This is a genomic window from Pseudoalteromonas sp. OFAV1, assembly GCF_021532595.1.
In the GTDB taxonomy this organism is placed as follows: Bacteria; Pseudomonadota; Gammaproteobacteria; order Enterobacterales; family Alteromonadaceae; genus Pseudoalteromonas; species Pseudoalteromonas lipolytica_C.
Genome location: NZ_JAKGBG010000003.1, coordinates 86,468 through 112,533, shown reverse-complemented (window position 1 = coordinate 112,533; position 26,066 = coordinate 86,468). Strand labels below are relative to the sequence as shown.

Below are 26,066 nucleotides of genomic sequence, written 5' to 3'. Positions count from 1 at the left end.
ATGAGTTTAGTAAGTTATATTGATGCAGCGCAGCAATATTTTGATGATTTAGTTGATAAAGCGACTGACGACGAACTGTTTGCGGGTGGCTATTTACGTGGTCACTTTGACTTAGCGGTAGGTTATGCACAAGTAGAAGAATTAAACTTGTCAATTGAGGAACTTAACAATCAAGTAGAATCAAGCTTAGTTAAAGCTTACCGCAATGGTGAGCTAAACGAAGAAGATAAAGAGCTTGTTGTGCGTCTGTGGGATGAAGTTAAAGCGCTAGCAGCTTAACTTAGTATCTAAACTAAATTTATAAAGCGACCTGTGTCGCTTTTTTTACAGCTAGACCTTAGCATTATCAGTAAAGCTATTAACTTAAAATTTACCTTATTACTTAGATACGTTAAGGTTAACGAGAATTTTTTCTAGGGAATTTGAAAATGAATAACAATAATGATGTGCAAGCACAAAGCGGTGCGATAGCACGTTTTCTAAATACGATTGAAAGGGTGGGTAATAAACTGCCCGATCCGGCGATTATCTTCTTAGTCGCTATGCTATTAATTTGGTTTTTATCTTGGCTCTTTTCGGGCACCACATTTGACGCTATAGACCCACGCACAGGCGAAGCCATCGTTGTAAATAACTTACTTGCGGGTGATTCATTAGCCACCTTCTTATCGTCGATGGTGAAAACATTTACCAGCTTCGCCCCGCTTGGTGTGGTACTCGTTGCTATGTTAGGTGTCGGGGTTGCTGAGCATTCTGGCTTCATCAACACTGGCCTTAAGTTAATGCTAAAAGTAACACCAAAACAGCTTTTAACGCCTTCTATTATTTTAGTGGCGATTGTCAGTCATACCGCCACTGATGCCGGTTATGTGTTAGTTATCCCATTGGCTGGGGTTATTTTCTATGCGATGGGTCGTCACCCGCTTGCCGGTATTGCTGCAGCGTTTGCTGGGGTAAGTGGTGGCTTTAGCGCAAACTTTATTCCATCAGGCATTGACCCGTTACTACAAAGCTTTACGCAAAGTGCAGCGCAAATTATTAATCCTGATATGGCAATAAACCCGCTTAACAACTGGTTTTTTACCTCGGCTTCGAGCCTATTTATTATCTTATTAGGCTGGTATATCACAGATAAAATCATCGAGCCGCGCTTACAAAACACGCCACTTGATGGTGACACACAAGATTTACCTGCCTTTGACGAAGCGCGCAGTGATGAAAAACGAGCGTTTTATATTGCAAGCACAGTGATGATTGCAGGCCTTGCTTTACTTTGGTTTGTTTCGGCCCCAGCCGATTCAGCAATGCGAAGCAGCGATGGCTCATTAACTAACTTCCGCTCACCGTTAATGCAATCAATTGTACCGCTTATTTTCTTACTGTTTTGGATCCCAGGCGCCGTCTACGGTTTTGCAGTGGGTACCTTCAAAAGTTCTAAAGATATGATAGATGCCATGAGTAAAGCCATGAGCGGTATGGCTTACTATATTGTTATGGCGTTCTTCTGTGCGTTATTTATTGCCGCATTTAGTAAATCAAACCTTGGCGCATTACTTGCGATTGAAGGTGCAGAGCTACTTAAAGCAATGGCACTGCCAAGCTCAGTCACTGTGGTAGGTATTATCTTTTTAACGGCGTTTGTGAACCTATTTGTTGGCTCAAGCTCAGCAAAATGGGCGCTGTTAGGGCCAATCTTTGTTCCAATGTTGATGCAACTGGGCATTTCACCTGATTTAACGCAAGCTGCGTATCGTGTAGGTGACTCAAGCTCGAATATCATCACGCCACTGATGCCATACTTCCCACTGGTTGTAGTGTACTGTCAGAAGTATGTAAAAGGCACAGGTATCGGAACATTAATCGCGATGATGTTACCTTATTCAATCGCCTTTTTAATAGGTTGGAGTATCTTCTTACTTGCGTACTGGGGCTTAGGTATCCCACTAGGTCTACAATCAAGCTACGCATACCCAGCCATTGGTTCATAATGATTAAGTTTTAAAGCCTCAGCAATCCAGCTTGAGGCTTTAAAAACTGCGGTCTGATAGCTGACAGCTTTACTACAGACACAAAAAAACCTTGTCACTCGCATGACAAGGTTTTTTTATTGCTTACAGCTTACATTAGTTAGCTGTGAAGCTCACTGGACGACGCTCTTTACGAGGGCCACCACGTTTTTCACCACGGTCTTTGAAGTTACGCTTTTTATCACCACGGTCACCACTTGGGCGTTCTGCGCGAGGAGCAGCAGGACCTTGATCTTGCGTTAGCGTCATATTCATCGGACGTTTACAGATAAATACCTTTTGGAAGTGATCAAGCACATCTTTTGGCATGTTCTGTGGTAACTGTACTGTGCTGTGGCTGTCGTGTAAGCGAATATCACCAATAAACTTGCTTGAGATATCAGCTTCGTTAGCAATCGCACCAACAATGTTTTTAACTTGTACACCGTGCTCGCGACCTACTTCGATACGGTAAGTATCCATAGGACCCATGCTGCGGCTATTGCGCTCGCGCGGTTCACGAGGTTTACGCTCGCGTGCAGAACGCTCACCACCACGATCACCACGTTCGTTGCGACGACGGTCGCCACGTTCGCTGCGTTCGCCACGCGGTTGAACTTTAACTTCTTCAACCTTGATTGGTGATTGTTGCTGCGCTAAACAAAGTAACGCACCTGCTAAGTCTTCAGTACTTAACTCAAGTTTTTCAGCCATGTTAGCAGCTACTTGATTAAAGAACGTAATGTCTTTGTTTTCAAGCGCAATTGTTAACTTGTCTTGAAGTGCTTTAATACGCTTTTCTTCAACGACTTTTGCAGTTGGCAAGTCAACTTGTGCGATCTCTGATTTCGTATGACGAATGATATTTTTAAGTAAATAACGCTCGTTGTGTTTTACGAAAAGAATCGCTTTACCTGTACGACCTGCACGACCTGTACGGCCGATACGGTGAACGTAGGCTTCAGAGTCTTGCGGGATATCGTAGTTGATAACTAAGCTTAAACGATCTACATCAAGACCACGTGCAGCAACGTCTGTTGCAATAACGATATCAACTAGGCCGTTTTTCAAACGATCTACTGTACGTTCACGTGCTTGTTGGTTCATGTCACCATTAAGTGGTGCCGCAGAGAAACCTTCGCGCTCAAGTAATTCAGCTAACTGTACCGTGTCGTTACGCGTACGTACGAAAACAATTGCACCATCGTATTCTTCAGCTTCTAAGAAGCGAACGATTGCTTTGTTTTTGTGTACATGTGCATTCCAAAATACTTGCTCAACTGTTGATACAGTTGAGTTACGAGCAGAAATATGAACTTGCTCAGGCTCATTCATGTACTTGCTGCTAATATTTTGGATTTGCTTAGGCATGGTCGCAGAGAAAAGACATGTTTGCTTTTCACGTGGCGTTTTCTCCATGATGCTTTCTACATCATCAATGAAGCCCATGCGTAACATTTCGTCTGCCTCATCAAGAACAAGGGCTTGTAAGCTCTCAAACTTGATAGTGCCACGGTTAATGTGGTCAATTAAGCGGCCCGGCGTTGCAACAATAATTTGCGCGCCACGACGAAGTGCACTTAGTTGGATGCTGTAGCTTTGGCCACCATATAGGGCTAAAACTTCCACACCACGAGTATGCTTAGCATATTGTTCGAATGCCTCAGCTACTTGGATCGCAAGTTCACGCGTAGGCGTTAAAACAAGGATCTGTGGCTGCTTCACAGACGGGTCAATATTATTTAGTAACGGCAGTGCAAATGCTGCTGTTTTACCTGTACCCGTTTGCGCTAGTCCCAGTACGTCCTTTCTTTCTAGCAATAACGGTATACATTGAGCTTGGATTTCAGATGGAGTCTTGTAACCCAACTCTTCAACTGCTTTAAGGATTGCAGGAGAAAGATTTAGAGATTCAAACGTGACTGGTTCTGACATTAATACGCCTCAACGAATTTAAAGAGGCGCGCATTGTATAGGAAATACAAGGCAATTGCTTGTATAAATTACAACTAATTTGTATGTGGTTGATGTTGGTCATAATTTAATCAATTTAAATTTGCAAAAATCAACCACGTTTACAATTTATTGATATAACCCTAAATTTTCTTTAGCGTATGCTTCGAACTCAGTGAAGCCACCAATATGGGCTTGGTCAATAAAAATCTGTGGTACGGTTGGGCAAGGTTTGCCAGCAGACTGCTCTAAATCTGCTTTGCTGATGCCTTCTTTAATGATGTCGATATAGCGGTATTTAAAATCATCACGCTCATTAGCTAGTTTTTCAGCAACGTCTTTTGCACGTACACAGTATGGGCAGCCTTCACGGCCAAAAATTACAGTTAACATATCGCTCTCCTCGATGGTTTATCTGGTTATCATCTTAACGAATTAAATGAATAAAAACAGTGCATAAAATCGATTGTACTGTTCTATTTTTTCTCAGCAAATGTGATTGAGCTAATCAAGTGTGCGGATTCTGAGGCCGAGTTCTGTTGAGTAACCCATAGAATGCGCAGTGATAGCCAGCTGCTCATCAATAACATAATAAGTTGGGTAGGCACTGATTTTATAATCTTGGCCTGTACTTTTACTGCCAAGTAACACAGGCATGGTTAATTCGAGTGAATCAGTAAACTGTTTTACTTCAGTAATATTCTCATAATCGAGGGCAATCGCTATCGCATTTAACTTACCTTGCTGATAGGCAGTTTCTAAATTTGGCATACTGTAGCGGCAAATTGAGCACCATGGCGCAAAGAAATACACCACTGTTTGCTTTCCTTGCAATTGCGCAATAGTCATTCGCTGTGTCGGGTCTTTTAACGTGGCCAAATTAAAATAGGGGGCAGGGGTTTTATCAGTTGAGAGTAAATTTCGCTGCTGAAATGTGGTCACGGCATACACAATGACTGCCATTAACACGACATTTTTTAGCACACTTAAAAATTTTTTTAAAAAAGTTGGATTTTTTTTCATTGTTATTTTGTACGTGGTTAGCCCTTTAAAATCAACTTATTCAGACCAGTTTGAGAGCACTTAACTTTCATTTAATTTAAAAAAATTGCAATTTTTTTTTGCTAAAAATCTTGAAAAGAATTTACCCGCCCATAAATAGTTTAGTGAGGACGCCTGATGGGTCCCAAACAAACTAAAGTAATTGAAATATATAGTATTAATTTAACTTTGTTAGCACTGGTTCAATAGAAGAGTACTAACAAAATATCGCTTAAATATGAGGATATAATTATGCGTACAGTAGACTTATCACCACTTTATCGTTCATTCATCGGTTTCGATCATTTAGCATCATTAATGGATGCGGCAGCTCGTACAGACAAGCAGCCAAGTTTTCCTCCGTATAACATCGAAGCACTCGATAAAGACAAATATCGTATCACTATGGCTGTTGCCGGTTTTAGTGAAAGTGAATTGACCATCGAGTCAGAAAACAACACATTAAAAGTCAGTGGCACAAAAGCTGACAAAGAAGACAATGCAGAGCGTAAGTTCATTCATCAAGGCATTGCTGAGCGTAACTTTGAACGTAAGTTCCAATTAGGCGACCACGTTAAAGTATTAGGCGCTGACCTTGAAAACGGCTTACTAAGTATCGATTTACAACGTGAAATTCCAGAAGCGCTGAAACCACGTAAAATCGAAATTGGTAATGGTAAATTACTCGAGAATAAGTAATTTTATACTTATCAACAAAGCATTGTTTCCCTAGTTATTTGTTAGTAATAAGCCGCCTCAATTGAGGCGGCTTTTTTATTACAGCTTTTCTAAATTATTTAAACACCATTTGGCTCGCTCAAGCGTCGCTTGCTGAAGAGCTTCATCTTGTTTATACCAGTTTTTATAGATCATACCGATCCGTGGGTTTTGCGATAACTGTTCCTCATGCTCTAACATAAAGTGCCAATATAAACTGTTAAATGGACACGCATCGTCAGTGGTTTTCTCTTTTACTTTGTAGCTGCAGTGTTTGCAGTAATCACTCATTTTATTAATGTAATTGCCACTAGCAGCATAGGGTTTAGTGGCAATTAACCCACCATCAGCAAACTGACTCATTCCCCGAGTATTGGGCATTTCAACCCATTCAATAGCATCGATGTAAATACCTAGATACCATGCATCAACTTCAGTTGGCTCGATTGCGGTCAATAAGCAAAAATTCCCAGTGACCATTAAGCGTTGTATGTGATGGGCATAAGCTGTTTCAAGGCTTTGTTTGATGGCATGCTGCATACAATTCATGTTTGTTTTACCATGCCAAAAATACTCTGGTAGAGAACGCTGTGCATTTAAGTGATTTTTTTCACTGTATTGAGGCATATTCTGCCAGTAAATCCCTCTTACATATTCGCGCCAGCCAAGGATTTGTCTAATGAATCCTTCAACTTGCGCAATATCTATATCATCAGTATGTTGCTCGTAGGTGTCTAACACTTGTTTAATGACTTGCATCGGATGTAGCATCTTGGTGTTAAGAGCAAATGACAAGCGGCTATGATACAAAGACCATTGATGCTGTGAATTGCAGGTCATTGCGTCTTGAAATTGGCCAAAATGGGGCAGCAGGTTTTCACAAAAAAAACGCAGCAGTTGTTTGGCATCATTACGTGTAGTTGGCCACAGCAAAGTTTTTCCGCATTCACCGAAGGTATTTACTTTATGTTTTTCGATACGTTTTAAGATGTGGATCACGTCATGGCTAAAACATAATGGAGCTGGGATTTTATCAAGGTCGTTTTGTTTTAACTTATTTCTGTTTTGCTGGTCAAAATTCCATTGCCCGCCGCAAGGTTGATTATCGTCGTCTATGAGAATATTAAAGCGCTTTCTCATTGCACGATAGAAAAATTCCATTTTGACGTGTTTATCTTTTTTAAAGTGCGTACTTATATCTTCAAACGGCAGTAGAAAGTGCTCTGTATCATAGCCTTTGACGTCTAAATCACTTTGCTCAGCAAATTCTGACATTTGTTTTTTTAGTCTGAACTCATCAGGGTATTGATATTCAATAGTGCTGCACTGATAGTGTTTGGCCAGTCGGGTCAATAATTCACACAAGGTGCTGTCATCTTTTGTATCATCAAGCGTAAGGTGTAGGCAATTTAACCCGACTTTATCAAGCGCCTTAGCAAAGTTTTCCATGGCTGCGAAAAATGCAGCTACCTTTTGGATATGGTGCTTCACATAGTTTGTTTCTTGTTTTAATTCGGCAACAACATATAGTATATGTTGTTGATCTTGCTCTTTGTACCAGCTGTGGTTGGCGTTTAGCTGGTCGCCAAAAATAAATCGGATGGTAGAAAATTGCACGCTGTCTATACCCAGTCTGAGGTAAATTATTCTTTACGACGTGAACCTGAATATCGATCTATTATAGAGTATGAATAGCAATTAGGGTGTTACCATTTAATTGATGTGCACCACTACGGAAGGTGAAATATGAATAATAATGTCATTCAATTAGTAATTGCCATCACAGGGGTGTTGGCAAGTTCAATTGCAAATGCGGCCATTTACAAGTGCGAGCATGATGGTACTGTTGAATTTAGTCAGCAACCATGTGGTGTTGATGCAAAGCTGATAGTTATCGAAGACCATCAGCTTCAAACTAACCCTAACTCAGTACCTAAACCTGTCGCACTTGCTAAGCAAAATGATGAGCTTGATAGATATATTCGTTTGAAACAAATCGCTGTGAAAAAGGCTGAGCATTTCGATAAGATAGATACCTTTACCGCGCGATTAAATAGTGAAATAGCTGCATTGAATAATCAGGCAGATGAGTACTTTCGCTCTTCATTTGGAGCAAAAAAGGCAGCCGCAGTTGCTGAACAAATGACTGCTGTTTCAGAGCGTTATAATTTATTAATCGATAATGAACAACGTAATATTGATAGATTAAATGCAGAGCAAGCTAGCTTAGAGTCAACGCTATCAAAGACTGAAAACACCGAGATTGATAGCTATATTCGCAGTGAACAGATCAAGCGAAAAATGACTGAACACAATAACAAGATAGACAGCTATTACGATGAATTGAATCAACAGATAGTCAAATTACAACAGCAAGCTGATAAACAGGCAATTAATCTTAGTAATGTGAATAAAGATTATGCGTTGTCCGCCAAAATGAGTGCAGTAACTAAAAAGTACAATACTCTAATTGCAGTAGAACAACGCCAATTAGACAGATTGAGTAATGAGCTGGTTAAATTATGAGGTTCGTCTTACTGCGAAATTGTCTTGCAGTGGTATGACATTGCTGTATGAAAACAAATAGCACTTAACGATATTTGCAAAAAGGAGAGTTGCTAATTGCCACGCATCTTTAAGTTGTTCACTCATAGGTTCTTGCATTGATTCAACGGTTTTCATAAAAGCATTCGTTAAATTATCTATATCTTGACTTGTTACGTTTAAAAAACTGAGGTTGTTGGCTAAGTATTCTATGAAAGGTGTTACTTGTTTCAAATCATCTAAGTGCATGACAACTTTATTCAAAGCACAAAAAAGCAGATAACTACGCCTATTAATACTTTCTTGACTGGGCAGGGTCATGTGTAAACTGTGCTTATTTGCCAGTGTGTGGAACTGTAAAGTAAATTGATGGAAATTAGGTTTTAAATGTTTAATGTTTTGCTGTAAAAGCCTTTTTTGTGCAGTGGATAAACTCATCGCAGCTCACTTATATAGTCTTGGCTATAGGTTGTTCTTATTATATGACTTAATATAGACCAGATTTAATAAAACAATAAATTTTATGACAATGCTGTCATAAAATTTTTAGGTAAAAAATAGTCTAACTAATTCATGCTGGAAGGTTGCTAATTGAGCGCTACATGCTTATAATGGCCGCCATTGAATTGAGGTGTTAATACTCGATTAGATGATATTAAGTAATTTACTTTAATATCGATTGGCGCGGGATGGAGCAGCCTGGTAGCTCGTCGGGCTCATAACCCGAAGGTCGTCGGTTCAAATCCGGCTCCCGCAACCAACTACATACTAAGGCATTTTAAATGCGCTTAGTGTGCTCAGTAATTAATTTACTGTATGAAGTCGCGCATTCTGGGTAATGCGCGTTTTGCGTTTAGGCTATCTAGTTTAATTTAGTCAGATATTTGACTCGCAACCAAGCTTGGCCCTAGGCCACACAGTTTTATGCTTTAGGTGTGACGCCCCGCTTGGTTCGGGGCGTTGTTGTATCTGGTCTAGCATGATGTGTTTTAATCATCATTAAACTCAGTATTTCAGGGCTTTATGCCCTTTTTTTGTTTGTATGGAGGATTTTCGTGACAAAACTTGAGCAAGATTTAGTAACCATGCTCTCACCAGCCGTAGAAATGTTAGGCTTTGAGTTACATGGTCTTGAGTTTGTGCAAGCTGGTCGCCACTCTACATTACGTGTTTATATCGATCACGATGCAGGGATTACGGTTGACAATTGTGCCGACGTAAGTCGTCAAGTTAGCGCAATTTTGGATGTCGAAGATCCAATTACAAATGAATATGATTTGGAAGTGTCGTCTCCTGGTGTTGATCGTCCATTATTCAAACAAGATCATTACGAGAAGGCGCAAGGAGAAGAAGTACGCGTGCGTACTAAGCTTCCACAAGATGGTCGTCGTAACTTTAAAGGCGACTTAGTATCAGTTAGCAGTGATATGATCACACTTTCGGCAGATGGCACTGAGCATATGATTATGCTTAGTAATATCGAACGTGCGAACATCATCGCAAAGTTTTAATTCGAGTGCGAAGGAATAGGGCAAGCGAGGCATAACCCATGGCAAAAGAAATATTATTGGTTGCTGAAGCCGTCTCCAATGAGAAAGCGGTTCCAAAAGAAAAGATTTTTGAAGCGTTAGAGTTCGCATTAGCGACTGCTACAAAGAAAAAACACGATGGCGAAATTGATGTTCGCGTAGCAATTGATCGTAAAACAGGTAATTACGATACATTCCGTCGTTGGAAAATTGCAGAAGTTCTTGAAGATGGTTCATTAGAACATCCTTACAGCGAAATCACATTAGAAGCAGCACAAGTTGAAGACCCGTCTTTACAACTTGGTGATTACGTTGAAGAGCAAATCGAATCAATTAAATTTGACCGTATTACAACGCAAATGGCGAAGCAAGTTATCGTACAAAAAGTACGTGAAGCTGAGCGCGCACTTGTTGTTGAAGAATATAAAGATCAACAAGGTGAATTAGTAACAGGTGTTGTAAAAAAAGCAACACGTGACGCTATTATCCTTGACCTAGGTAACAATGCTGAAGCGGTTATTTACCGTGACGACATGCTACCGCGTGAAAACTTCCGTCCGGGTGACCGTATTCGTGGTTTACTTTACGAAGTAAAACCAGAAGCACGTGGAGCACAATTGTTCGTAACACGTTCTAAGCCTGAGATGCTAATGGAGTTATTCCGCATTGAGGTGCCAGAGATTGGCGAAGAAATGATTGAATTACGTGCCGCGGCGCGTGATCCTGGTTCTCGTGCAAAGATCGCTGTTAAATCAAACGACAAACGTATTGACCCTGTGGGTGCGTGTGTTGGTATGCGTGGTGCACGTGTACAAGCTGTTTCTACAGAGCTTGGCGGTGAGCGTGTTGATATCGTTCTTTACGATGACAACCCAGCTCAATTCGTTATTAATGCGATGGCACCAGCAGAAGTTGCGTCAATCGTAATGGACGAAGACACGCATTCAATGGATATCGCTGTAGAAGCAGATAACCTAGCGCAAGCAATCGGTCGTAACGGTCAGAACGTACGTCTTGCTAGCCAATTAACTGGCTGGGAATTAAACGTAATGACAGTTGATGAAATGCGTGAAAAGAATGAAGCTGAGTCTGATAAACTAATCAACTTATTCACTGAGTACCTAGATATTGATGATGAGTTTGCAACATTACTTATCAACGAAGGTTTCTCAACACTTGAAGAAGTTGCTTACGTTCCAGCATCAGAATTCTTAGAAATCGACGGTTTAGATGAAGAAACAGTTGATATCTTACGTTCACGTGCAAAAGACGCGTTAACAACAAAAGCGCTTAAGACAGAAGAAAGCCTTGAAGGTGCAGAGCCTGCAGAGGACTTACTTGCACTTGAAGGTCTTGAGCGTCACCTTGCATTTGTTATGGCAAGTAAAGGTGTAGTAACACTAGAAGATTTAGCAGAGCAAGGCATTGATGAGTTAGTGGATATCACTGAACTTTCAGAAGAAGAAGCTGGCAAGCTAATTATGGCTGCGCGTAACATTTGTTGGTTCGCAGAAGAGTAATTTATTAACGGAGGTATTACACACTATGGCAGAAGTAAATGTTGAAAAACTAGCCGGAGATATTGGTACAACTGTTGATAAACTACTACAGCAGCTTGAGCAAGCCGGTATTTCTAAAAAAGCAGGTGATATGGTAACTGAGTCTGAAAAGTCGACGTTACTTGACCACTTGAGCAAGCAGCATGGCGGTACGGGTTCTGAAGGCCCAGCCCGCATGACTTTGCAACGTAAAAGCAAAAGCACGCTTAGCGTGACTGGCTCAACAGGTAAAGCAAAGTCTGTCCAAGTTGAAGTACGTAAAACTCGTACTTATGTTAAGAAAAGCGCCATTGAGCAACAGCAAGAAGAAGAGCGTTTAGCTGCAGAAGAAGCTGCCCGTAAGGCAGCAGAGCTTAAAGCCCAGCAAGAAGCTGAGGAGCTTAAAGCGAAACAAGAGGCAGAACGTAAAGCGAAAGAAGAAGCTGACCGTAAAGCCAAAGAAGAGGCTAAACGCAAAGCTGAAGCTGAGCGTAAAGCGAAACAGAAGCAGATGACCCCAGAGCAAAGTGCTAAGTCTGAAAAAGATCGCGCCGAAGCTGAGCGTCTGCAAAAAGAAGCAGAAGAGGCCGCATTGAGAAAAGCTGAAGAAGAAGCGAAACGTCAAGCAGAAGAGGCAAGAAAGCTAGCTGAAGAAAATGAAGCTCGCTGGAAAAAGGAAGAAGAAGAGCGTAAGCAGCGTGAAGAAAACGCTGATCACCACCTTACAACTTCAACTTACGCACGTGAAGCAGAAGATGAGTCTGATGCACGTGAAGAGCAAAGCGCTCGTCGTAAGAAAAAGAAAAAAGGACCTCAAAAAGAGAAAATGCCTGTTGGTCCTAAAGGCAAAAAAGGCAAGCTTAAAGCACCAACGTCTTTACAACATGGTTTCCAAAAACCAACGGCTGACGTGAAAAACGAAGTTCGTATCAGTGAAACAATCACTGTTGCAGAGCTTGCATCACGTATGGCGGTTAAAGGTGCTGAAGTTGTTAAAACAATGATGAAGATGGGTGACATGGTTACCATCAACCAAGTGATCGACCAAGAAACAGCACAACTAGTTGCTGAAGAAATGGGCCACAAGGTTATCATCGTTAAAGAAAACGAATTAGAAGAGAAAGTACTAAGCGACCGTAGCGAAGAAGGTAAAGCCATTCCTCGTGCACCGGTTGTGACAGTAATGGGTCACGTTGACCACGGTAAAACGTCAACACTTGATTACATTCGTTCAGCAAAAGTTGCTTCTGGCGAAGCCGGTGGTATTACTCAGCACATTGGTGCATACCACGTTGAAACAAATGGTCACATGATCACATTCTTAGATACTCCGGGCCACGCCGCGTTTACATCAATGCGTGCTCGTGGTGCGAAAGCAACAGATATCGTTATTCTAGTTGTTGCTGCGGATGATGGTGTAATGCCACAAACTAAAGAAGCGGTTCAGCACGCCCGTGCTGCTGGCGTTCCTTTAATCATCGCAGTTAACAAGATGGATAAAGAAGGTATCGACCCAGATCGCGTTAAGAACGAGTTAGCTCAGTTAGACGTTATCCCTGAAGAGTGGGGCGGTGATACGCAATTTGTACACATCTCTGCAAAAACTGGTTTAGGTATCGATGACCTACTTGAAGCTGTATTAATGCAAGCTGAGATCTTAGAACTTACTGCACCAGCAGAAGGCATGGCTGCAGGTGTTGTAATTGAATCACGTCTTGATAAAGGCCGTGGTCCAGTTGCGTCAATCCTAGTTCAGTCTGGTACGCTTAACCAAGGTGATATCGTACTTTGTGGTCTTGAATATGGCCGTGTACGTGCGATGAAAGATGAGAACGGTAAAGACATCAAGTCTGCAGGTCCATCTATCCCAGTTGAGATTTTAGGTCTATCTGGTATCCCTGCTGCTGGTGATGAAGCTACTGTTGTTAAAGATGAGCGTAAAGCGCGTGAAGTAGCACTTTATCGCCAAGGTAAATTCCGTGAAGTGAAGCTTGCTCGTCAACAAAAAGCGAAGCTTGAAAACATGTTTACTAACATGACGGAAGGCGATGTTTCAGAAGTTAACATCGTACTTAAAGCTGACGTACAAGGTTCGATTGAAGCGATTGCTGATTCACTAACTAAGCTTTCTACTGATGAAGTTAAAGTGAAGATTGTTGGTTCAGGTGTAGGTGGTATCACTGAAACTGATGCAACGCTTGCTGCGGCATCTAACGCAATCGTTGTTGGCTTTAACGTACGTGCTGATGCTTCAGCTCGTAAAGTGATTGAGTCAGAAAACCTAGACTTACGTTACTACAGCGTAATCTACAGCCTGATTGAAGAAGTTAAACAAGCGATGTCAGGTATGCTTGCTCCAGAATTTAAGCAAGAGATCATTGGTCTTGCTGAAGTTCGTGACGTGTTCAAGTCACCTAAGATTGGTGCAATCGCAGGTTGTATGGTTACTGAAGGTATCGTTAAGCGTAGCGCGCCTATCCGTGTACTTCGTGATAACGTGGTTATCTATGAAGGTGAACTTGAGTCACTACGTCGCTTTAAAGATGACGTACAAGAAGTACGTAACGGTATGGAATGTGGTATCGGCGTTAAGAACTACAACGATGTTAAAGTTGGCGACCAAATCGAGGTATTCGAGACGGTTGAAGTACAACGTTCACTTTAATTTCGTTTAAGTCACTATTTTAAATGGGGGCCTAGCCCCCATTTGTGTATTCGTAATTAAATTAACTTATTGTTTAACATCAATAAGTTATTATTTTAGAGTGAAATGAAATGAGAGAATTTTCTCGCACTGATCGTGTTGCTCAGCAAATTCAAAAAGAGATTGCTGTTATTCTTCAACGCGAAATCAAAGATCCACGCTTAGGCATGGTGACAGTGTCTGCGGTTGAGGTATCTCGCGACTTATCTTATGCAAAAGTATTTATCACAGTGTTTAATACTGATGATGAAGATAAAGCTAAGCAAAGCGCTAAAATCTTAAATGAAGCAACGGGTTATATTCGTTCTTTATTAGGTAAACGCATTCGTGCGCGCATCATGCCTGAGTTACGATTTGTAATCGACAACTCGCTAATGGAAGGTATGCGTATTTCAAACTTGGTTGACTCAGTTATTCGTGAAGATAATGCCAAGCATGTAAACGAAGATGATAGCGAAGAAGGCACTAAAGACTAATGGCTAGACGCAGTAAAGGTCGTGCTATTGACGGCATTTTATTACTTAATAAGCCGCAAGGTATTTCATCAAACAAAGCATTGCAGCAGGCAAAGGGTATTTACTTTGCACAAAAAGCAGGCCATACAGGTGCGCTTGATCCGCTCGCGACGGGTATGCTGCCAATTTGTTTTGGTGAAGCGACTAAGTTTACCCAGTTTTTGCTTGATACAGACAAAACTTATGTTGTACGCGCAAAACTTGGCGAGCGAACTACCACCTCTGATTCAGATGGTGAAATCGTTGAGACGCGTGAAGTATCAGTTACGCGTGAGCAATTAGCTGAGCAAATTGCCAGTTTTATAGGTGAGTCGGATCAATATCCTTCAATGTATTCAGCGCTTAAATACCAAGGTCAGCCTTTGTATAAATATGCGCGAGAGGGCATTGAAGTGCCGCGCAAGTGTCGAAAAATTAATGTATTTAGTTTAACGCTAGATGAGTTTGACGAAGCGAATAACGAAGTACAAATGACGGCGCATGTGTCTAAAGGTACCTATATTCGTACAATTGTTGACGACTTAGGTGAAAAGCTAGGTTGTGGTGCGCATGTTATCATGTTACATCGCAGTGCTGTGGGCCATTATCCTAGTGAGAAAATGGTCACTCTTGAGCAACTTGAAGAAAAGCTACAGCAAGCAAAAGCAGATGATGTGGCACCTTCAAGCTACCTAGATGAGCTACTTTTGCCAATGGATACCGCACTGGTTGATTTACCTGTGATTGAAATTACACAAGAGCAGGGTGTGGCGTTTAGCCATGGTCAAACGGTGGTAATTGGTAAACCTGTGCCTGATGGCGTGGTAAAAGTTATGGCTGATGGCGTGTTTATTGGCACTGGTGAGCGTCATAAAGATGGGCACCTAAAATCAAAGCGCGGTTTATCAAATCAATTGCCTGAGTAAAGATTACCTTGTAGTTATTACTAAAGCTGGTAGAATACGCCCGCTCAATCGTTTTGGCTGAATTAGTGATCGGCTAAAACACAATTTAAATTAATTTTTGGAGTTACTATGTCACTAAGCAATCAAGAAAAAGTTGAAATCATCGCTAAATTTGCACGCGCTGAAGGCGACACTGGTTCACCTGAAGTACAAGTTGCACTTCTAACTTTCGATATCAACAAGCTTCAAGGTCACTTTGCTGATCACAAGCACGACTTCCACTCACGTCGTGGTCTTTTACGCAAAGTAAGCCAACGCCGTAAACTGCTTGATTACCTTAAAGGTAAAGACATTGCACGTTACACTGCGTTAATCCAAGAGCTTGGCCTACGTCGCTAAGAACTAGATTACGAGAAAAGGGGCTATATAGCCCCTTTTTTTGTGCGCTTATGAAAGGTATACTAGCGCACATCTTAGTAGGCAAATCTGCTAAGTGATTGAAAAAACATCATTGCCAATTGTAGTACTTAATTAATTTTTCTTAAGTTTAATTAAGTACTGTAATTGGTACTTTGATGGACTATTTTTTACCAATTCGGAGCACTGCTCTGAGTTGCTTTTACATTTAAAGGACATTTTTAAGTGCAAGCAATTATTAAAGAATTTCAACTAGGTCAACACACTGTGACTCTAGAAACAGGTGCTATCGCTCGTCAAGCTGACGGCGCAGTACTAGCAAGCATTGGCGACACTTCAGTATTAGTTACTGTTGTTGGTAAGCGTGATGCACAACCAGGTCAAGACTTCTTCCCACTAACAGTTAACTACCAAGAGCGTATGTACGCTGCGGGTCGTATCCCTGGTGGTTTCCTTAAGCGTGAAGGTCGTCCAAACGATGGCGAAACACTTATCGCTCGTCTAATCGACCGTCCGATTCGTCCACTTTTCCCAGACGGTTTCGTAAACGAAGTACAAGTAATCGCGACAGTTGTTTCTGTTAACCCAGAAATCCAACCTGACATGGTTGCTATGATTGGTACTTCAGCAGCACTTGCTATCTCTGGTATTCCATTTAATGGTCCTATCGGTGCAGCACGTGTTGGTTTCATCAACGGTGAATACGTACTTAACCCAACACTAGCTGAGCTTGAAGAAAGCCAATTAGACCTAGTTGTTGCAGGTACTGATAACGCAGTACTTATGGTTGAATCAGAAGCTGAAACACTATCTGAAGACGTCATGTTAGGTGCGGTTGTTTATGGTCATGAGCAATCTCAAGCTATCATCAACGCAATCAACGAGTTCAAAGCAGAAGCTGGTAAACCAGCTTGGGATTGGACTGCACCAGAGAAAAACGTAACTCTTGCTGAGAAAATCTCTGCAATCGCTGCTGAAAAAGTAGGTGAAGCTTACCGCATCACTGACAAAGTAGCGCGTAAAGAAGCACTTGGTGTTGCGAAAGAAGAAGTTGTTGCTAAATTAACAGCGGAACTTGCTGAAGGCGAAGAGCTAGATACACAAGAAGTTGGCAAACTATTCGGTTCGTTAGAAAAAGAAATCGTTCGTGGGCGTATCATCGCTGGTGAAAAGCGTATCGATGGTCGTGAACCAGACATGGTTCGTGCACTAGACGTAATGACGGGTGTTTTACCACGTACTCACGGTTCTGCAATCTTCACTCGTGGTGAGACGCAAGCACTTGTGACTGCAACACTTGGTACTGAGCGTGATTCACAGTTAATCGACGACTTAACTGGTACTAACAAGCATCACTTCATGCTTCACTATAACTTCCCTCCGTTCTGCGTAGGTGAAACAGGTTTTGTAGGTTCTCCTAAGCGTCGTGAAATCGGTCACGGTAACCTAGCTAAGCGTGGTATTGCTGCGGTATTACCAACATTAGCTGACTTCCCATATTCAATCCGTGTTGTTTCAGAAATCACTGAATCAAACGGTTCATCGTCTATGGCATCAGTATGTGGTACATCACTAGCACTTATGAACGCTGGTGTACCAATCAAAGCATCTGTTGCTGGTATTGCGATGGGTCTAGTTAAAGAAGGCGACGATTTCGTTGTTCTTTCTGACATCTTAGGTGATGAAGACCACTTAGGTGATATGGACTTTAAAGTAGCGGGTACTTCAAACGGTATCACAGCACTACAAATGGATATCAAGATCGAAGGTATCACTAAAGAAATCATGCAAATCGCGCTTAAACAAGCGAAAGCTGCACGTTTACACATCTTAGGTGTTATGGACGAAGCGATTTCTGCTCCTTCTGAAGAGTTATCTCAGTTCGCACCACGCATCTACACAATGCAAATCCCTGCGAAGAAAATCGCTGAAGTTATCGGTAAAGGTGGCGCAACTATCCGTCAACTTACTGAAGAAACTGGCACAACGATTGAAATCGAAGATGACGGTACAATCAAGATCGCTGCAACTGATGGCATGAGTGCAAACGAAGCTATTAAGCGTATTGAGCAATTAACTGCTGAACTAGAAGTAGGTGCAATCTACACTGGTAAAGTTGTACGTATCGTTGATTTTGGTGCGTTCGTTAATATCCTTCCGGGTAAAGACGGTCTAGTGCACATTTCACAAATCAGCACTGAGCGTGTTAACAACGTAACTGACCACCTAAGCGAAGGCCAAGAAGTTAAAGTTAAAGTTCTTGAAGTAGATCGCCAAGGTCGTGTACGTTTAAGCATCAAAGAAGCAATGGAACCAGCTGCTGAAGAAAAAGCTGAAGAGCCAAAAGACGCTTAATGATGATAGAGTAGCCAGTTATTTACTGGTTATAAGAAAAAGGGGCTGTTTAGCCCCTTTTTTTATGCTTTAATGAAACCTATTAGCTTCGATTTTGTCTACAGAAAATTCAGGTATTAAGGAATTTAATGATTTTTAAACACTTAGCATTGACCGCAGTGGCTATTTTTTCTTTAAGTGCGTGTCAAACAACCTCACAACCTGAGTCAGTTCCGATTGTTAATGTTCCATTTACTGCGCCGCTACTGCCTGATTTCCGCAATGAAATTACGATTGCGCGCTACTCTGAACTTTTAAATCGTGCAGATTTGAGTGCAGAACAACAAGCCAAACTTTATTATGACCGCGGTGTATTATTTGACAGCTTAGGCATGTCGACACTGGCACGTATCGATTTTAACCGTGCGATTAAGCTTAAACCTGATTTAGCTGAGGTGTATAACTTTTTAGGTATTCACCACACACTCATGCAACAGTATGAACAAGCTTATGAGTTTTTTGATTCAGCACTAGAGTTAAATGAGCAGCATGAATATGCTTATTTAAACAGAGGGATTGCGCTCTACTATGCTGATCGCCCGTTACTTGCTCAAGATGATTTGCAACAGTTTTTAAATCGCTCACCAAGCGACCCATACCGTGTACTTTGGCTTTACTTAGCTCAATCAGAAGCTGATAAAGCACAGGCCTTAATTGACTTAAAAGCAAATGCACAAGGTGTTGACGAGTCTCAATGGGGTTACCAGTTACTTGCACTGTATCTAGGCGATGTCAGTGAGTTTGAATTCTTGTCTGGTATCATCGAAGGGGTTACCTCTGAACAAGAGTATGCACACCGCTTATGTGAAGCCTATTTTTACCTCGCTAAGATGCATCAAGCGGCAGGTGATAATTACTTGGCTGCTGATTACTTTAGACTTGCCCTTGCCACCAATGTGCATGAGTTTGTTGAATATAAATACGCTCGCTTAGAACTTGAGTTAATGGCTGGTGAAGACGCGAGCTAGTGTTTATTTGCTGGTTATTACTTTACTGAGCTTGGGCTGTGTTTCAAGCTCAGTATCATTGTTTTCTCCGAGTTACGTTTTTTACGCTCATAAGAGACCTTCCCAAGCCGTTGCTATTTATCACCTAGCGCCTAATGCCCTCAACACGCAATTGGACACACTTTCAACCCTGCAATTACGAAGGCTTGCTGAACTTAAAAATATTAATGCAACCTATCAACTTGCCATGCGATTTTTACAAAAGGGTGATTACTCTGCTGCGCAATTATGGTGGCAAACTCGGTTTGATAGCTTCAGTCCTTTACAGCAACAACGCTTAGCTGATCATCTGGCAGCGGATCAACAATGGCAGGCTATTTCTATGCTGTGGCGTAGCGGCCAATTGCCAAATGGTAATGCCAAACAATCTTGGTATTTACGACAAGGCATGGCAACAGCAAATATAAGTCCTCAATATGCTGAACAACATCAATTTGTGTTATCGCTAAATGATTTGAAAGCACAGCCACAGTGCCATTTTAATGTGCTGATGATGACTGATCACGCTGATGGAATTGCTACGCTGAAGTTGTTTAAGCAACGTTACGGGTCAAAGCCAGAACCTTCGATCAACAGTTTTTGTTTTAGCGAAGTTGTTTATGTAGCAGACCAATTTCAATGTAACAGCAGTGATAATGTGCTGCAGTGTGATTGGTATCAGGCAGAAGATTACACGTGGCCCGCTGGATTTGATTTTATTGTTATGATGTCTGAACAGGGCAGTGCTAACGTGCGTGGCGGAATAATGCATATTAATTCAACACAGCCTTATGCTGTGTTTTTACATGAGTTGATGCATTTTAATGGCTTTGAAGATGAATACACATTGCCAACTCAAAAGCAGCAGTGGCTATGTCAGCAGCAGGGTCATGTTGCACCAAATTTATTTATAGCGCGTCAGCTTAAACCTCCAGTAGGCTGGCAAAAGAGTATCGCTTGTAATAATAATTTGGCCTATAAGCCAAGCCCTGATTGGTCAATTATGCAGTATCAGTTAATGGGGCTGTCTGAACAGTATCGACAACTTTGGCAAAAGCAAATTAACCAGCCCTTAACAAAGCCTGTTCGATTTTTAGATTACTTTGCTTTTTTGGGTTTAAAACCTTCAATTACAATGGCTTCAACTAAACATAGTTTTTCTGACTAATCGTCAATTTATTGCTATTTTAGTATGTAAAGTGGTTAAAACTTGTGCGAATAGGTGTGGCTGCTATAGACAAAATAGCCCCTGATCAGTATAACTATACGCATTGTAAGCTTTTTTTGAAGCCAACTTTTAACCATCCAAATGAACAGTACGCAACTAATTATAACTAGCAGCAGTATTGATATTCTTATGACACTAAAAGGCTCTTAATTATGACTTTGCTCTGGATACCCCTGTTATCCTTAATCGGCAGTGTTATTTCATCCTGCACCTCAAAACTAACGCGTAATCAAAGTACCGCTTTGACTATGCTAGCGCCTTTGCTTGCCCTTGGAATAGTATTCTCGTACACACCTGCGGTATTTTCTGGTGAAATGATTCGCTACAGCGCAGAGTGGATCCCATTATTAAACATGCAAGTGTCTTTTAGACTTGATGGTTTAACCTTACTTTTTTTATACATGATCTTAGGTATTGGTACCTTAGTGATTTTCTATGCGCGTTATTATTTAAGTAATAACGACTCCCTGCCTAAGCTTTATTGCTACTTAATGCTATTTATGACCGCGATGGTCGGAATAGTAATGTCGAATAATGTTATCCAGCTTTGGCTATTCTGGGAGCTTACCAGTATTAGTTCCTTTTTGCTTATTAGCTATTGGTGGCATAAATCTGAAGCCCGTAAGGGCGCGCGCATGGCGCTTGCCATTACAGGGGCGGGCGGTCTTGCGCTATTGGCTGGCTTATTATTGATTGGTGACATCGTTGGTAGTTATGACTTGGATGTTATCTTAGCGAGTAAAGCACTCATTCAATCTCATGCGCTTTACGAAGTGGCGTTAGTATTGGTGCTTTTGGGGGCGTTTACTAAATCGGCGCAATTCCCGTTTCATTTTTGGTTGCCGCATGCAATGGCTGCACCTACACCTGTCAGTGCCTATCTACATTCAGCTACCATGGTTAAAGCTGGTATCTTTTTGCTTGCCCGTTTCTATCCAGCATTAGCAGGCACTGATACGTGGTTTATCTTGGTTGCTATGACTGGTCTTGCTACTTTATTGGTTGGCGCTTATATCGCATTATTCAAGCATGACTTAAAAGGTTTACTTGCTTATTCAACCATCAGTCATTTGGGTCTTATCACGTTATTACTTGGTTTAGATACTGAACTTGCCACGGTTGCAGCGATTTTCCATATTATTAACCATGCAACGTTTAAAGCCTCATTGTTTATGGCAACCGGTATTATTGATCATGAAACAGGGACTCGTGACATGCGCAAACTAAACGGTATGTGGCGCTTTATGCCTTATACTGCCACGCTTGCAATGGTTGCTGCGGCTGCGATGGCTGGTGTGCCATTGTTAAATGGTTTCTTATCGAAAGAAATGTTCTTTGCTGAAACCTTGCATCAGCAAGTACTAGGTTCGATGTCGTGGCTCATTCCGGTTTTAGCAACTATAGCTGGTGCTTTATCGGTCGCTTATTCTGCACGTTTTATTCATGACGTGTTCTTTAATGGTGACCCGATTGATTTACCTAAACAGCCTCATGAGCCACCACGTTACATGCGTGTGCCAATCGAAATTTTAGTGGTGTTATGTTTATTAGTGGGTATGTTCCCTCACTTTGCTGTGAGCGATATTTTAGCGTCTGCTTCGTATGCGGTACTTGGTGATGCAGCTCCAGATTATAAGCTCTCGGTATGGCATGGATTCAACTTACCTTTATTAATGAGCTTTATTGCAACTTGCTGCGGTGTGCTTATCTATGTGCAACGTAAGCACCTGTTCCATTTCCAAGCTTCATTACCGACATTAAATGCTAAAAAAGGCTTTGAACGAGGCCTGTATTCTGTGATCAAATGGTCACAAGCTAAAGTTAACCGTATTGAAAATGGTTCATTGCAACGATACGCTTTTGTAATGATTGCGGTTGTTTTGATGTGTGCTGGTTGGCCATTGTTTGAGATGCAACAACTTGCGGGCACAAGTGAATTAACACCTATTGATTTTCATAACGCCATTGGCGCGGGTCTGTTAATTATCGGTGCGCTTGTCACTGTTATTTGGCATCGTTCGCGAATGATATCTTTGATTATGATTTCAATTGTAGGTCTGATGGTATCTGTAGCTTTCACTCGATTCTCTGCGCCAGACTTAGCACTGACTCAGTTAACAGTTGAAGTTGTCACTGTGATGCTACTGATGCTCGCATTATTCTTTTTACCGCAGCGTACCCCTAAAGAATCTAGTTCATTGCGTGTCTTGCGTGACTTAGGGATTTCCTCAGCTGTTGGGGTTGTTGTGGCCAGTATCTGCTACGCGCTGTTGACTAGACCGCTTGAATCAATTTCTGATTTCTTTATTGCCAATGCTAAAACTGGCGGTGGCGGTACTAACGTTGTAAACGTGATTTTAGTTGACTTCAGGGGCTTTGATACCCTTGGTGAAATAACCGTACTGGGTATTGCCGCATTAGGTATTTATAAATTACTTATTAATCTGCCATTGTTTATGCCGGCAAGTGATAGCGAAGGGCGCCCATGGGCTAGAGAGCGTTATCCAATCTTACTGTCGAGTATTTCGCAAAGTCTATTACCACTGGCATTATTGGTGTCTGCTTATATTTTCTTACGAGGTCACAATTTACCGGGTGGTGGTTTTATTGCAGGTCTAGTAACGGCGATTGCGTTTATTTTGCAATATATGGCAAATGGTTCACACTGGATTGCAGACAGATTTGATGTGAATTATCGCAAAATCATTGCATCAGGTATTGCCATTGCGTTGTTCACAGGTGTGGGGAGTTGGTTCTTTGACCGTCCGTTCTTAACAACGTGGTTTGATTATTTTGATATTCCGTTAGTCGGCAAAACAGAACTTGCCAGTGCTATCGTATTTGATTTAGGTGTGTATTTAACTGTTGTAGGTGCAACGCTGATGATTTTGGCAAGTTTAGGTAAATTGACTGCCGATACACCCAAGCGAGAGGTAAATATTTAATGGAAGTATTGTACGCATCATGCGTGGGCGTGCTGGTTGCATGCGGGATTTTCTTAATATTAAGAGCACGTACCTTTCCGGTTGTGCTTGGTTTAACCATGTTATCGTACGCGGTTAACCTATTTTTATTCTCGTCAGGTCGCTTAACGATTAATAAAGCTGCAGTACTAGGCAGTGCTAGTGAGTATGCGGATCCATTACCGCAAGCACTTGTGCTTACCGCTATAGTTATCGGTTTTGCGATGACCGCCTTTGTGGTTATTTTAGCTATTCGTGGTCGTGCTGATTTGGGTAATGATCATGTTGACGGTCATTTATTAAAATCATCTAAGGAGCAAAAATGATTCAGCATTTAGCTTCTTTACCCATTTTAATCCCTATGTTGGCGGGCGTTATTTTATTAATGCCACCGTGCGGTAAAAACTTACATATTCGTCGTGTAGCTTCCGTTATTTTATCGATAGTTACGTTGCTAATAAGTGCTTATTTGCTATTTCATGTTAATACTACTGCATCACTGGTTTATGCTATCGGTGATTGGTCAGCACCTTTTGGTATTGTGCTTGTGGCTGATAGGCTCTCTGCACTACTGGTGCTACTAACCAGCCTATTGGGCGCGGTGATTGTGCTTTATAGCTGTGCAGGTGACGACAAAAAAGGCAGCTTTTTTCACCCGCTGGTCCATTTTTTAATTCTGGGTGTGAATGGTGCTTTTCTAACTGGTGATGTGTTTAACCTATTTGTATTTTTTGAGGTCTTACTGATTGCCTCTTATTCGCTATTGATGCATGCCGGTGACAAACACAAAACACGAGCAGCACTGCAGTACGTGATATTAAACCTAATTGGTTCAAGTGTATTCTTAATCGCGTTAGGTATTCTATATGGTGTCCTAGGAACATTAAATATCGCTGATTTAGCACAAAAAGTCCCTTTACTAAAAGGTGATGATGTATACCTTGCGAAAATAGGTGGCTTGTTACTGATTGTCGTGTTTGCACTAAAGGGCGCGCTCTTACCTTTACATTTATGGCTACCGAATACTTACGCAAGTGCAATGCCATTGGTAGCTGCATTATTTGCGATTATGACTAAGGTAGGTGTCTATGCCATGCTGCGTGTATACACCGTTATATTTGGTGAGAATGCAGGTGAGCTTGCTCATATGGCACAGCCTTGGTTGTGGGGCTTAGCACTGGCGACAATTGTGATGGGCGCTATTGGTGTTTTAGCTAGCCAAGATTTCCGTAAGTTGATTGCCAACTTGGTGGTGGTGTCGGTTGGTACTCTCGTTGCGTTGGTGGCCATTCAAAATGTCTCTGCCACAGCTGCGTTACTCTACTATTTAGTTCATTCAACTGTAATTTGTGCTGTCCTGTTTTTATTGGCTGATTTAATTGCGCAGCAGCGCGGTAAGGTCGCTGACCGCTTAGTGGCGGGGCGTGCAGTTGCTCAGCCATTCTTGTTAGGTATTTGTTTTGTTATTGCGGCACTTGCCGTGGTGGGTATGCCACCATTGTCAGGTTTTGTCGGTAAAATTTGGATTTTAAAGAGTACTCTAGATAGCGAAAAAGCCATGTTGTTTTGGCCTATTTATATTTTATCTAGCTTGGCACTGTTGGTTGCGATATCGCGTGCTGGTACAAGCCTTTTTTGGGATCACAAATATAAAGATAGTGAAGCAATTGAGGGCGTAAAAGCACACCCTTTACAAGTGACTGCGGTCATTGTGCTGTTAGCATGCTCGCCGTTAATGGTTATTTTTGCAGGGCCAATATCTGAATATATGCTAGCAACCTCTGAGCAATTGTTTGATATAAACCAAGGCATTCAGAATGTATTACAAGGAGGCCAATAATGCGTTTAGAAGCTCGTTTTAGTTGGCTACCGACTCCATTTCGTAGTGTATTACTTTTTGTTGTTTGGTTATTACTCAATAATAGCGTGTCGCCAGGGCATCTGCTGTTAGCTGCTTTTTTTGCTATAACAATTCCGTGGATCACTTTTCCATTTCGCGATCCACAGCCCCTTATTGTTAGACCAGGATTGGCGTTTAAGTACTTACTTTTAGTGCTGTACGATATTGTCACTGCCAATTTACAAGTTGCGCTTTTAATACTCGGGCCGACTAAAAAGTTGCGTCCGGGATTTATAAAAGTACCACTTGATTTAAGTCATGAAATGCCAATCACTATTTTGGCAAGCACTGTGTCACTAACCCCAGGCACAGTTAGTGCAGAGGTTTATCCTATTCCTGAGTCACTCGAAGAGGGCGAAGAAATTGAGCAGCGCTATTTACTGATCCATGTGCTCGATTTAGCAGATGAACAGGCGTTAATTAATACTATTAAGCAGCGCTATGAAGCACCGCTTAAGGAGATTTTTAGATGCTAGATACCGTATTTTTAATTGTCTATGCGATGATCGCCATCTCGTTATTACTAAATTTATGGCGCTTAATAGTGGGTCCATCGGTACCTGACCGTATATTAGCGCTAGATACGATGTTTATTAACACCATTGCGCTGATAATTCTTTATGGCATGAGTATGGATACCGGGCTTTATTTTGAGGCCGCTTTATTAATTGCCATGCTTGGTTTTGTTAGTACCGTTGCAGTATGTAAATATTTGCTGCGCGGCGATATTATTGAATAAGGTAACAA

At 41.6% G+C, this 26,066-nt stretch carries 23 protein-coding genes and 1 tRNA gene; 19 read left to right on the top strand and 5 right to left on the bottom strand.

The annotated features are described in order from the left end of the window. Together L1267_RS02685 and L1267_RS02680 are read left to right on the top strand one after the other, a co-directional pair. On the top strand, window positions 1-279 hold the full coding sequence (locus L1267_RS02685) for a YfcL family protein (protein WP_135923947.1): 279 nt from the start codon (window positions 1-3) through the stop codon (window positions 277-279). Between the two features lie 149 nt (window positions 280-428). After that, window positions 429-1,988, top strand: a complete 1,560-nt coding sequence (locus L1267_RS02680; RefSeq protein WP_135923948.1) for an AbgT family transporter — start codon at window positions 429-431, stop codon at window positions 1,986-1,988. A 135-nt stretch (window positions 1,989-2,123) separates the two neighbouring features. Here the strand turns inward: L1267_RS02680 and L1267_RS02675 are convergent, their stop codons facing one another. From L1267_RS02675 to L1267_RS02665, 3 genes are all read right to left on the bottom strand, one after another. After that, entirely contained in the window at window positions 2,124-3,941 is a 1,818-nt protein-coding gene (locus L1267_RS02675) for a DEAD/DEAH box helicase (RefSeq protein ID WP_135923949.1), read from the bottom strand. Window positions 3,942-4,088: 147 nt separating this feature from the next. Then, on the bottom strand, window positions 4,089-4,352 hold the full coding sequence (locus L1267_RS02670; RefSeq protein WP_054553185.1) for a GrxA family glutaredoxin: 264 nt from the start codon (window positions 4,350-4,352) through the stop codon (window positions 4,089-4,091). 111 nt (window positions 4,353-4,463) lie between these two features. Further along, window positions 4,464-4,922, bottom strand: a complete 459-nt coding sequence (locus tag L1267_RS02665) for a TlpA family protein disulfide reductase (protein ID WP_235382040.1) — start codon at window positions 4,920-4,922, stop codon at window positions 4,464-4,466. Between the two features lie 330 nt (window positions 4,923-5,252). Between L1267_RS02665 and L1267_RS02660 the strand changes: the two genes are divergently transcribed. Continuing rightward, a complete protein-coding gene (locus tag L1267_RS02660) occupies window positions 5,253-5,699 on the top strand; it encodes an Hsp20 family protein (RefSeq protein WP_135923951.1) in 447 nt (148 codons plus the stop codon). Window positions 5,700-5,777: 78 nt separating this feature from the next. On the opposite strand, the gene L1267_RS02655 is transcribed toward L1267_RS02660, so the two are convergent. Further along, window positions 5,778-7,334, bottom strand: a complete 1,557-nt coding sequence (locus L1267_RS02655; protein ID WP_235382039.1) for a cryptochrome/photolyase family protein — start codon at window positions 7,332-7,334, stop codon at window positions 5,778-5,780. Window positions 7,335-7,463: 129 nt separating this feature from the next. Here L1267_RS02655 and L1267_RS02650 point away from each other — a divergent pair, with 129 nt between their 5' ends. Next, window positions 7,464-8,243 (top strand): DUF4124 domain-containing protein, encoded by a 780-nt coding sequence (locus L1267_RS02650; RefSeq protein ID WP_235382038.1) that lies wholly within the window; start codon window positions 7,464-7,466, stop codon window positions 8,241-8,243. On the opposite strand, the gene L1267_RS02645 is transcribed toward L1267_RS02650, so the two are convergent. After that, on the bottom strand, window positions 8,238-8,399 hold the full coding sequence (locus tag L1267_RS02645) for a hypothetical protein (protein ID WP_235382037.1): 162 nt from the start codon (window positions 8,397-8,399) through the stop codon (window positions 8,238-8,240). The genes L1267_RS02650 and L1267_RS02645 overlap by 6 nt on opposite strands. 545 nt (window positions 8,400-8,944) lie before the next feature. Between L1267_RS02645 and L1267_RS02640 the strand changes: the two genes are divergently transcribed. From L1267_RS02640 to L1267_RS02570, 15 genes are all read left to right on the top strand, one after another. Beyond that, window positions 8,945-9,021, top strand: a tRNA-Met gene (locus L1267_RS02640). Between the two features lie 295 nt (window positions 9,022-9,316). Continuing rightward, window positions 9,317-9,772 (top strand): ribosome maturation factor RimP, encoded by a 456-nt coding sequence (gene rimP, locus L1267_RS02635; protein ID WP_062569821.1) that lies wholly within the window; start codon window positions 9,317-9,319, stop codon window positions 9,770-9,772. 38 nt (window positions 9,773-9,810) lie between these two features. Beyond that, the gene (nusA, locus tag L1267_RS02630; protein ID WP_135923955.1) at window positions 9,811-11,310 is read left to right on the top strand and encodes a transcription termination factor NusA; all 1,500 of its coding nucleotides are present in this window, start codon (window positions 9,811-9,813) and stop codon (window positions 11,308-11,310) included. Between the two features lie 25 nt (window positions 11,311-11,335). Continuing rightward, window positions 11,336-13,993 carry a translation initiation factor IF-2 gene (infB, locus tag L1267_RS02625; RefSeq protein ID WP_135923956.1) on the top strand — a complete coding sequence of 886 codons (2,658 nt, stop codon included), beginning with the start codon at window positions 11,336-11,338 and terminating at the stop codon, window positions 13,991-13,993. A 110-nt stretch (window positions 13,994-14,103) separates the two neighbouring features. Further along, a complete protein-coding gene (gene rbfA, locus L1267_RS02620) occupies window positions 14,104-14,508 on the top strand; it encodes a 30S ribosome-binding factor RbfA (protein WP_036969898.1) in 405 nt (134 codons plus the stop codon). Beyond that, the gene (truB, locus tag L1267_RS02615) at window positions 14,508-15,452 is read left to right on the top strand and encodes a tRNA pseudouridine(55) synthase TruB (protein WP_135923957.1); all 945 of its coding nucleotides are present in this window, start codon (window positions 14,508-14,510) and stop codon (window positions 15,450-15,452) included. Before rbfA ends, truB begins: the two co-directional genes overlap by 1 nt. Window positions 15,453-15,560: 108 nt before the next feature. After that, window positions 15,561-15,830, top strand: coding sequence for a 30S ribosomal protein S15 (rpsO, locus tag L1267_RS02610; RefSeq protein ID WP_036969894.1), 270 nt, complete (start codon window positions 15,561-15,563; stop codon window positions 15,828-15,830). Window positions 15,831-16,073: 243 nt separating this feature from the next. Then, window positions 16,074-18,203, top strand: coding sequence for a polyribonucleotide nucleotidyltransferase (gene pnp / locus L1267_RS02605; protein WP_138557813.1), 2,130 nt, complete (start codon window positions 16,074-16,076; stop codon window positions 18,201-18,203). Between the two features lie 128 nt (window positions 18,204-18,331). Beyond that, window positions 18,332-19,210, top strand: coding sequence for a lipoprotein NlpI (gene nlpI, locus L1267_RS02600; protein WP_135923959.1), 879 nt, complete (start codon window positions 18,332-18,334; stop codon window positions 19,208-19,210). Window positions 19,211-19,361: 151 nt separating this feature from the next. Further along, window positions 19,362-20,396, top strand: a complete 1,035-nt coding sequence (locus L1267_RS02595; RefSeq protein WP_235382036.1) for a hypothetical protein — start codon at window positions 19,362-19,364, stop codon at window positions 20,394-20,396. 212 nt (window positions 20,397-20,608) lie between these two features. Continuing rightward, the gene (locus L1267_RS02590; protein WP_138557815.1) at window positions 20,609-23,401 is read left to right on the top strand and encodes a monovalent cation/H+ antiporter subunit A; all 2,793 of its coding nucleotides are present in this window, start codon (window positions 20,609-20,611) and stop codon (window positions 23,399-23,401) included. Then, the gene (locus L1267_RS02585; protein WP_135923962.1) at window positions 23,401-23,745 is read left to right on the top strand and encodes a Na+/H+ antiporter subunit C; all 345 of its coding nucleotides are present in this window, start codon (window positions 23,401-23,403) and stop codon (window positions 23,743-23,745) included. Before L1267_RS02590 ends, L1267_RS02585 begins: the two co-directional genes overlap by 1 nt. Continuing rightward, window positions 23,742-25,259: a monovalent cation/H+ antiporter subunit D gene (locus tag L1267_RS02580; protein ID WP_138557816.1), complete on the top strand. Its 1,518-nt coding sequence runs from the start codon at window positions 23,742-23,744 to the stop codon at window positions 25,257-25,259. The genes L1267_RS02585 and L1267_RS02580 overlap by 4 nt, the downstream gene beginning before the upstream one ends. After that, window positions 25,259-25,795, top strand: coding sequence for a Na+/H+ antiporter subunit E (locus L1267_RS02575; protein WP_138557817.1), 537 nt, complete (start codon window positions 25,259-25,261; stop codon window positions 25,793-25,795). Before L1267_RS02580 ends, L1267_RS02575 begins: the two co-directional genes overlap by 1 nt. Next, window positions 25,789-26,058: a K+/H+ antiporter subunit F gene (locus L1267_RS02570; protein WP_135923965.1), complete on the top strand. Its 270-nt coding sequence runs from the start codon at window positions 25,789-25,791 to the stop codon at window positions 26,056-26,058. Before L1267_RS02575 ends, L1267_RS02570 begins: the two co-directional genes overlap by 7 nt. Window positions 26,059-26,066: the final 8 nt, after the last annotated feature.

What these genes read in the sequence shown, in the direction of transcription:
- L1267_RS02685 (WP_135923947.1), top strand. Translation starts at nt 1, where the DNA reads ATGAGTTTAGTAAGTTATATTGATGCAGCGCAGCAATATTTTGATGAT.
- L1267_RS02680 (WP_135923948.1), top strand. Translation starts at nt 429, where the DNA reads ATGAATAACAATAATGATGTGCAAGCACAAAGCGGTGCGATAGCACGT.
- L1267_RS02675 (WP_135923949.1), bottom strand. Translation starts at nt 3,941, where the DNA reads ATGTCAGAACCAGTCACGTTTGAATCTCTAAATCTTTCTCCTGCAATC.
- L1267_RS02670 (WP_054553185.1), bottom strand. Translation starts at nt 4,352, where the DNA reads ATGTTAACTGTAATTTTTGGCCGTGAAGGCTGCCCATACTGTGTACGT.
- L1267_RS02665 (WP_235382040.1), bottom strand. Translation starts at nt 4,922, where the DNA reads ATGGCAGTCATTGTGTATGCCGTGACCACATTTCAGCAGCGAAATTTA.
- L1267_RS02660 (WP_135923951.1), top strand. Translation starts at nt 5,253, where the DNA reads ATGCGTACAGTAGACTTATCACCACTTTATCGTTCATTCATCGGTTTC.
- L1267_RS02650 (WP_235382038.1), top strand. Translation starts at nt 7,464, where the DNA reads ATGAATAATAATGTCATTCAATTAGTAATTGCCATCACAGGGGTGTTG.
- L1267_RS02645 (WP_235382037.1), bottom strand. Translation starts at nt 8,399, where the DNA reads ATGAAAACCGTTGAATCAATGCAAGAACCTATGAGTGAACAACTTAAA.
- nusA (WP_135923955.1), top strand. Translation starts at nt 9,811, where the DNA reads ATGGCAAAAGAAATATTATTGGTTGCTGAAGCCGTCTCCAATGAGAAA.
- infB (WP_135923956.1), top strand. Translation starts at nt 11,336, where the DNA reads ATGGCAGAAGTAAATGTTGAAAAACTAGCCGGAGATATTGGTACAACT.
- rbfA (WP_036969898.1), top strand. Translation starts at nt 14,104, where the DNA reads ATGAGAGAATTTTCTCGCACTGATCGTGTTGCTCAGCAAATTCAAAAA.
- truB (WP_135923957.1), top strand. Translation starts at nt 14,508, where the DNA reads ATGGCTAGACGCAGTAAAGGTCGTGCTATTGACGGCATTTTATTACTT.
- rpsO (WP_036969894.1), top strand. Translation starts at nt 15,561, where the DNA reads ATGTCACTAAGCAATCAAGAAAAAGTTGAAATCATCGCTAAATTTGCA.
- nlpI (WP_135923959.1), top strand. Translation starts at nt 18,332, where the DNA reads ATGATTTTTAAACACTTAGCATTGACCGCAGTGGCTATTTTTTCTTTA.
- L1267_RS02590 (WP_138557815.1), top strand. Translation starts at nt 20,609, where the DNA reads ATGACTTTGCTCTGGATACCCCTGTTATCCTTAATCGGCAGTGTTATT.
- L1267_RS02585 (WP_135923962.1), top strand. Translation starts at nt 23,401, where the DNA reads ATGGAAGTATTGTACGCATCATGCGTGGGCGTGCTGGTTGCATGCGGG.
- L1267_RS02580 (WP_138557816.1), top strand. Translation starts at nt 23,742, where the DNA reads ATGATTCAGCATTTAGCTTCTTTACCCATTTTAATCCCTATGTTGGCG.
- L1267_RS02575 (WP_138557817.1), top strand. Translation starts at nt 25,259, where the DNA reads ATGCGTTTAGAAGCTCGTTTTAGTTGGCTACCGACTCCATTTCGTAGT.
- L1267_RS02570 (WP_135923965.1), top strand. Translation starts at nt 25,789, where the DNA reads ATGCTAGATACCGTATTTTTAATTGTCTATGCGATGATCGCCATCTCG.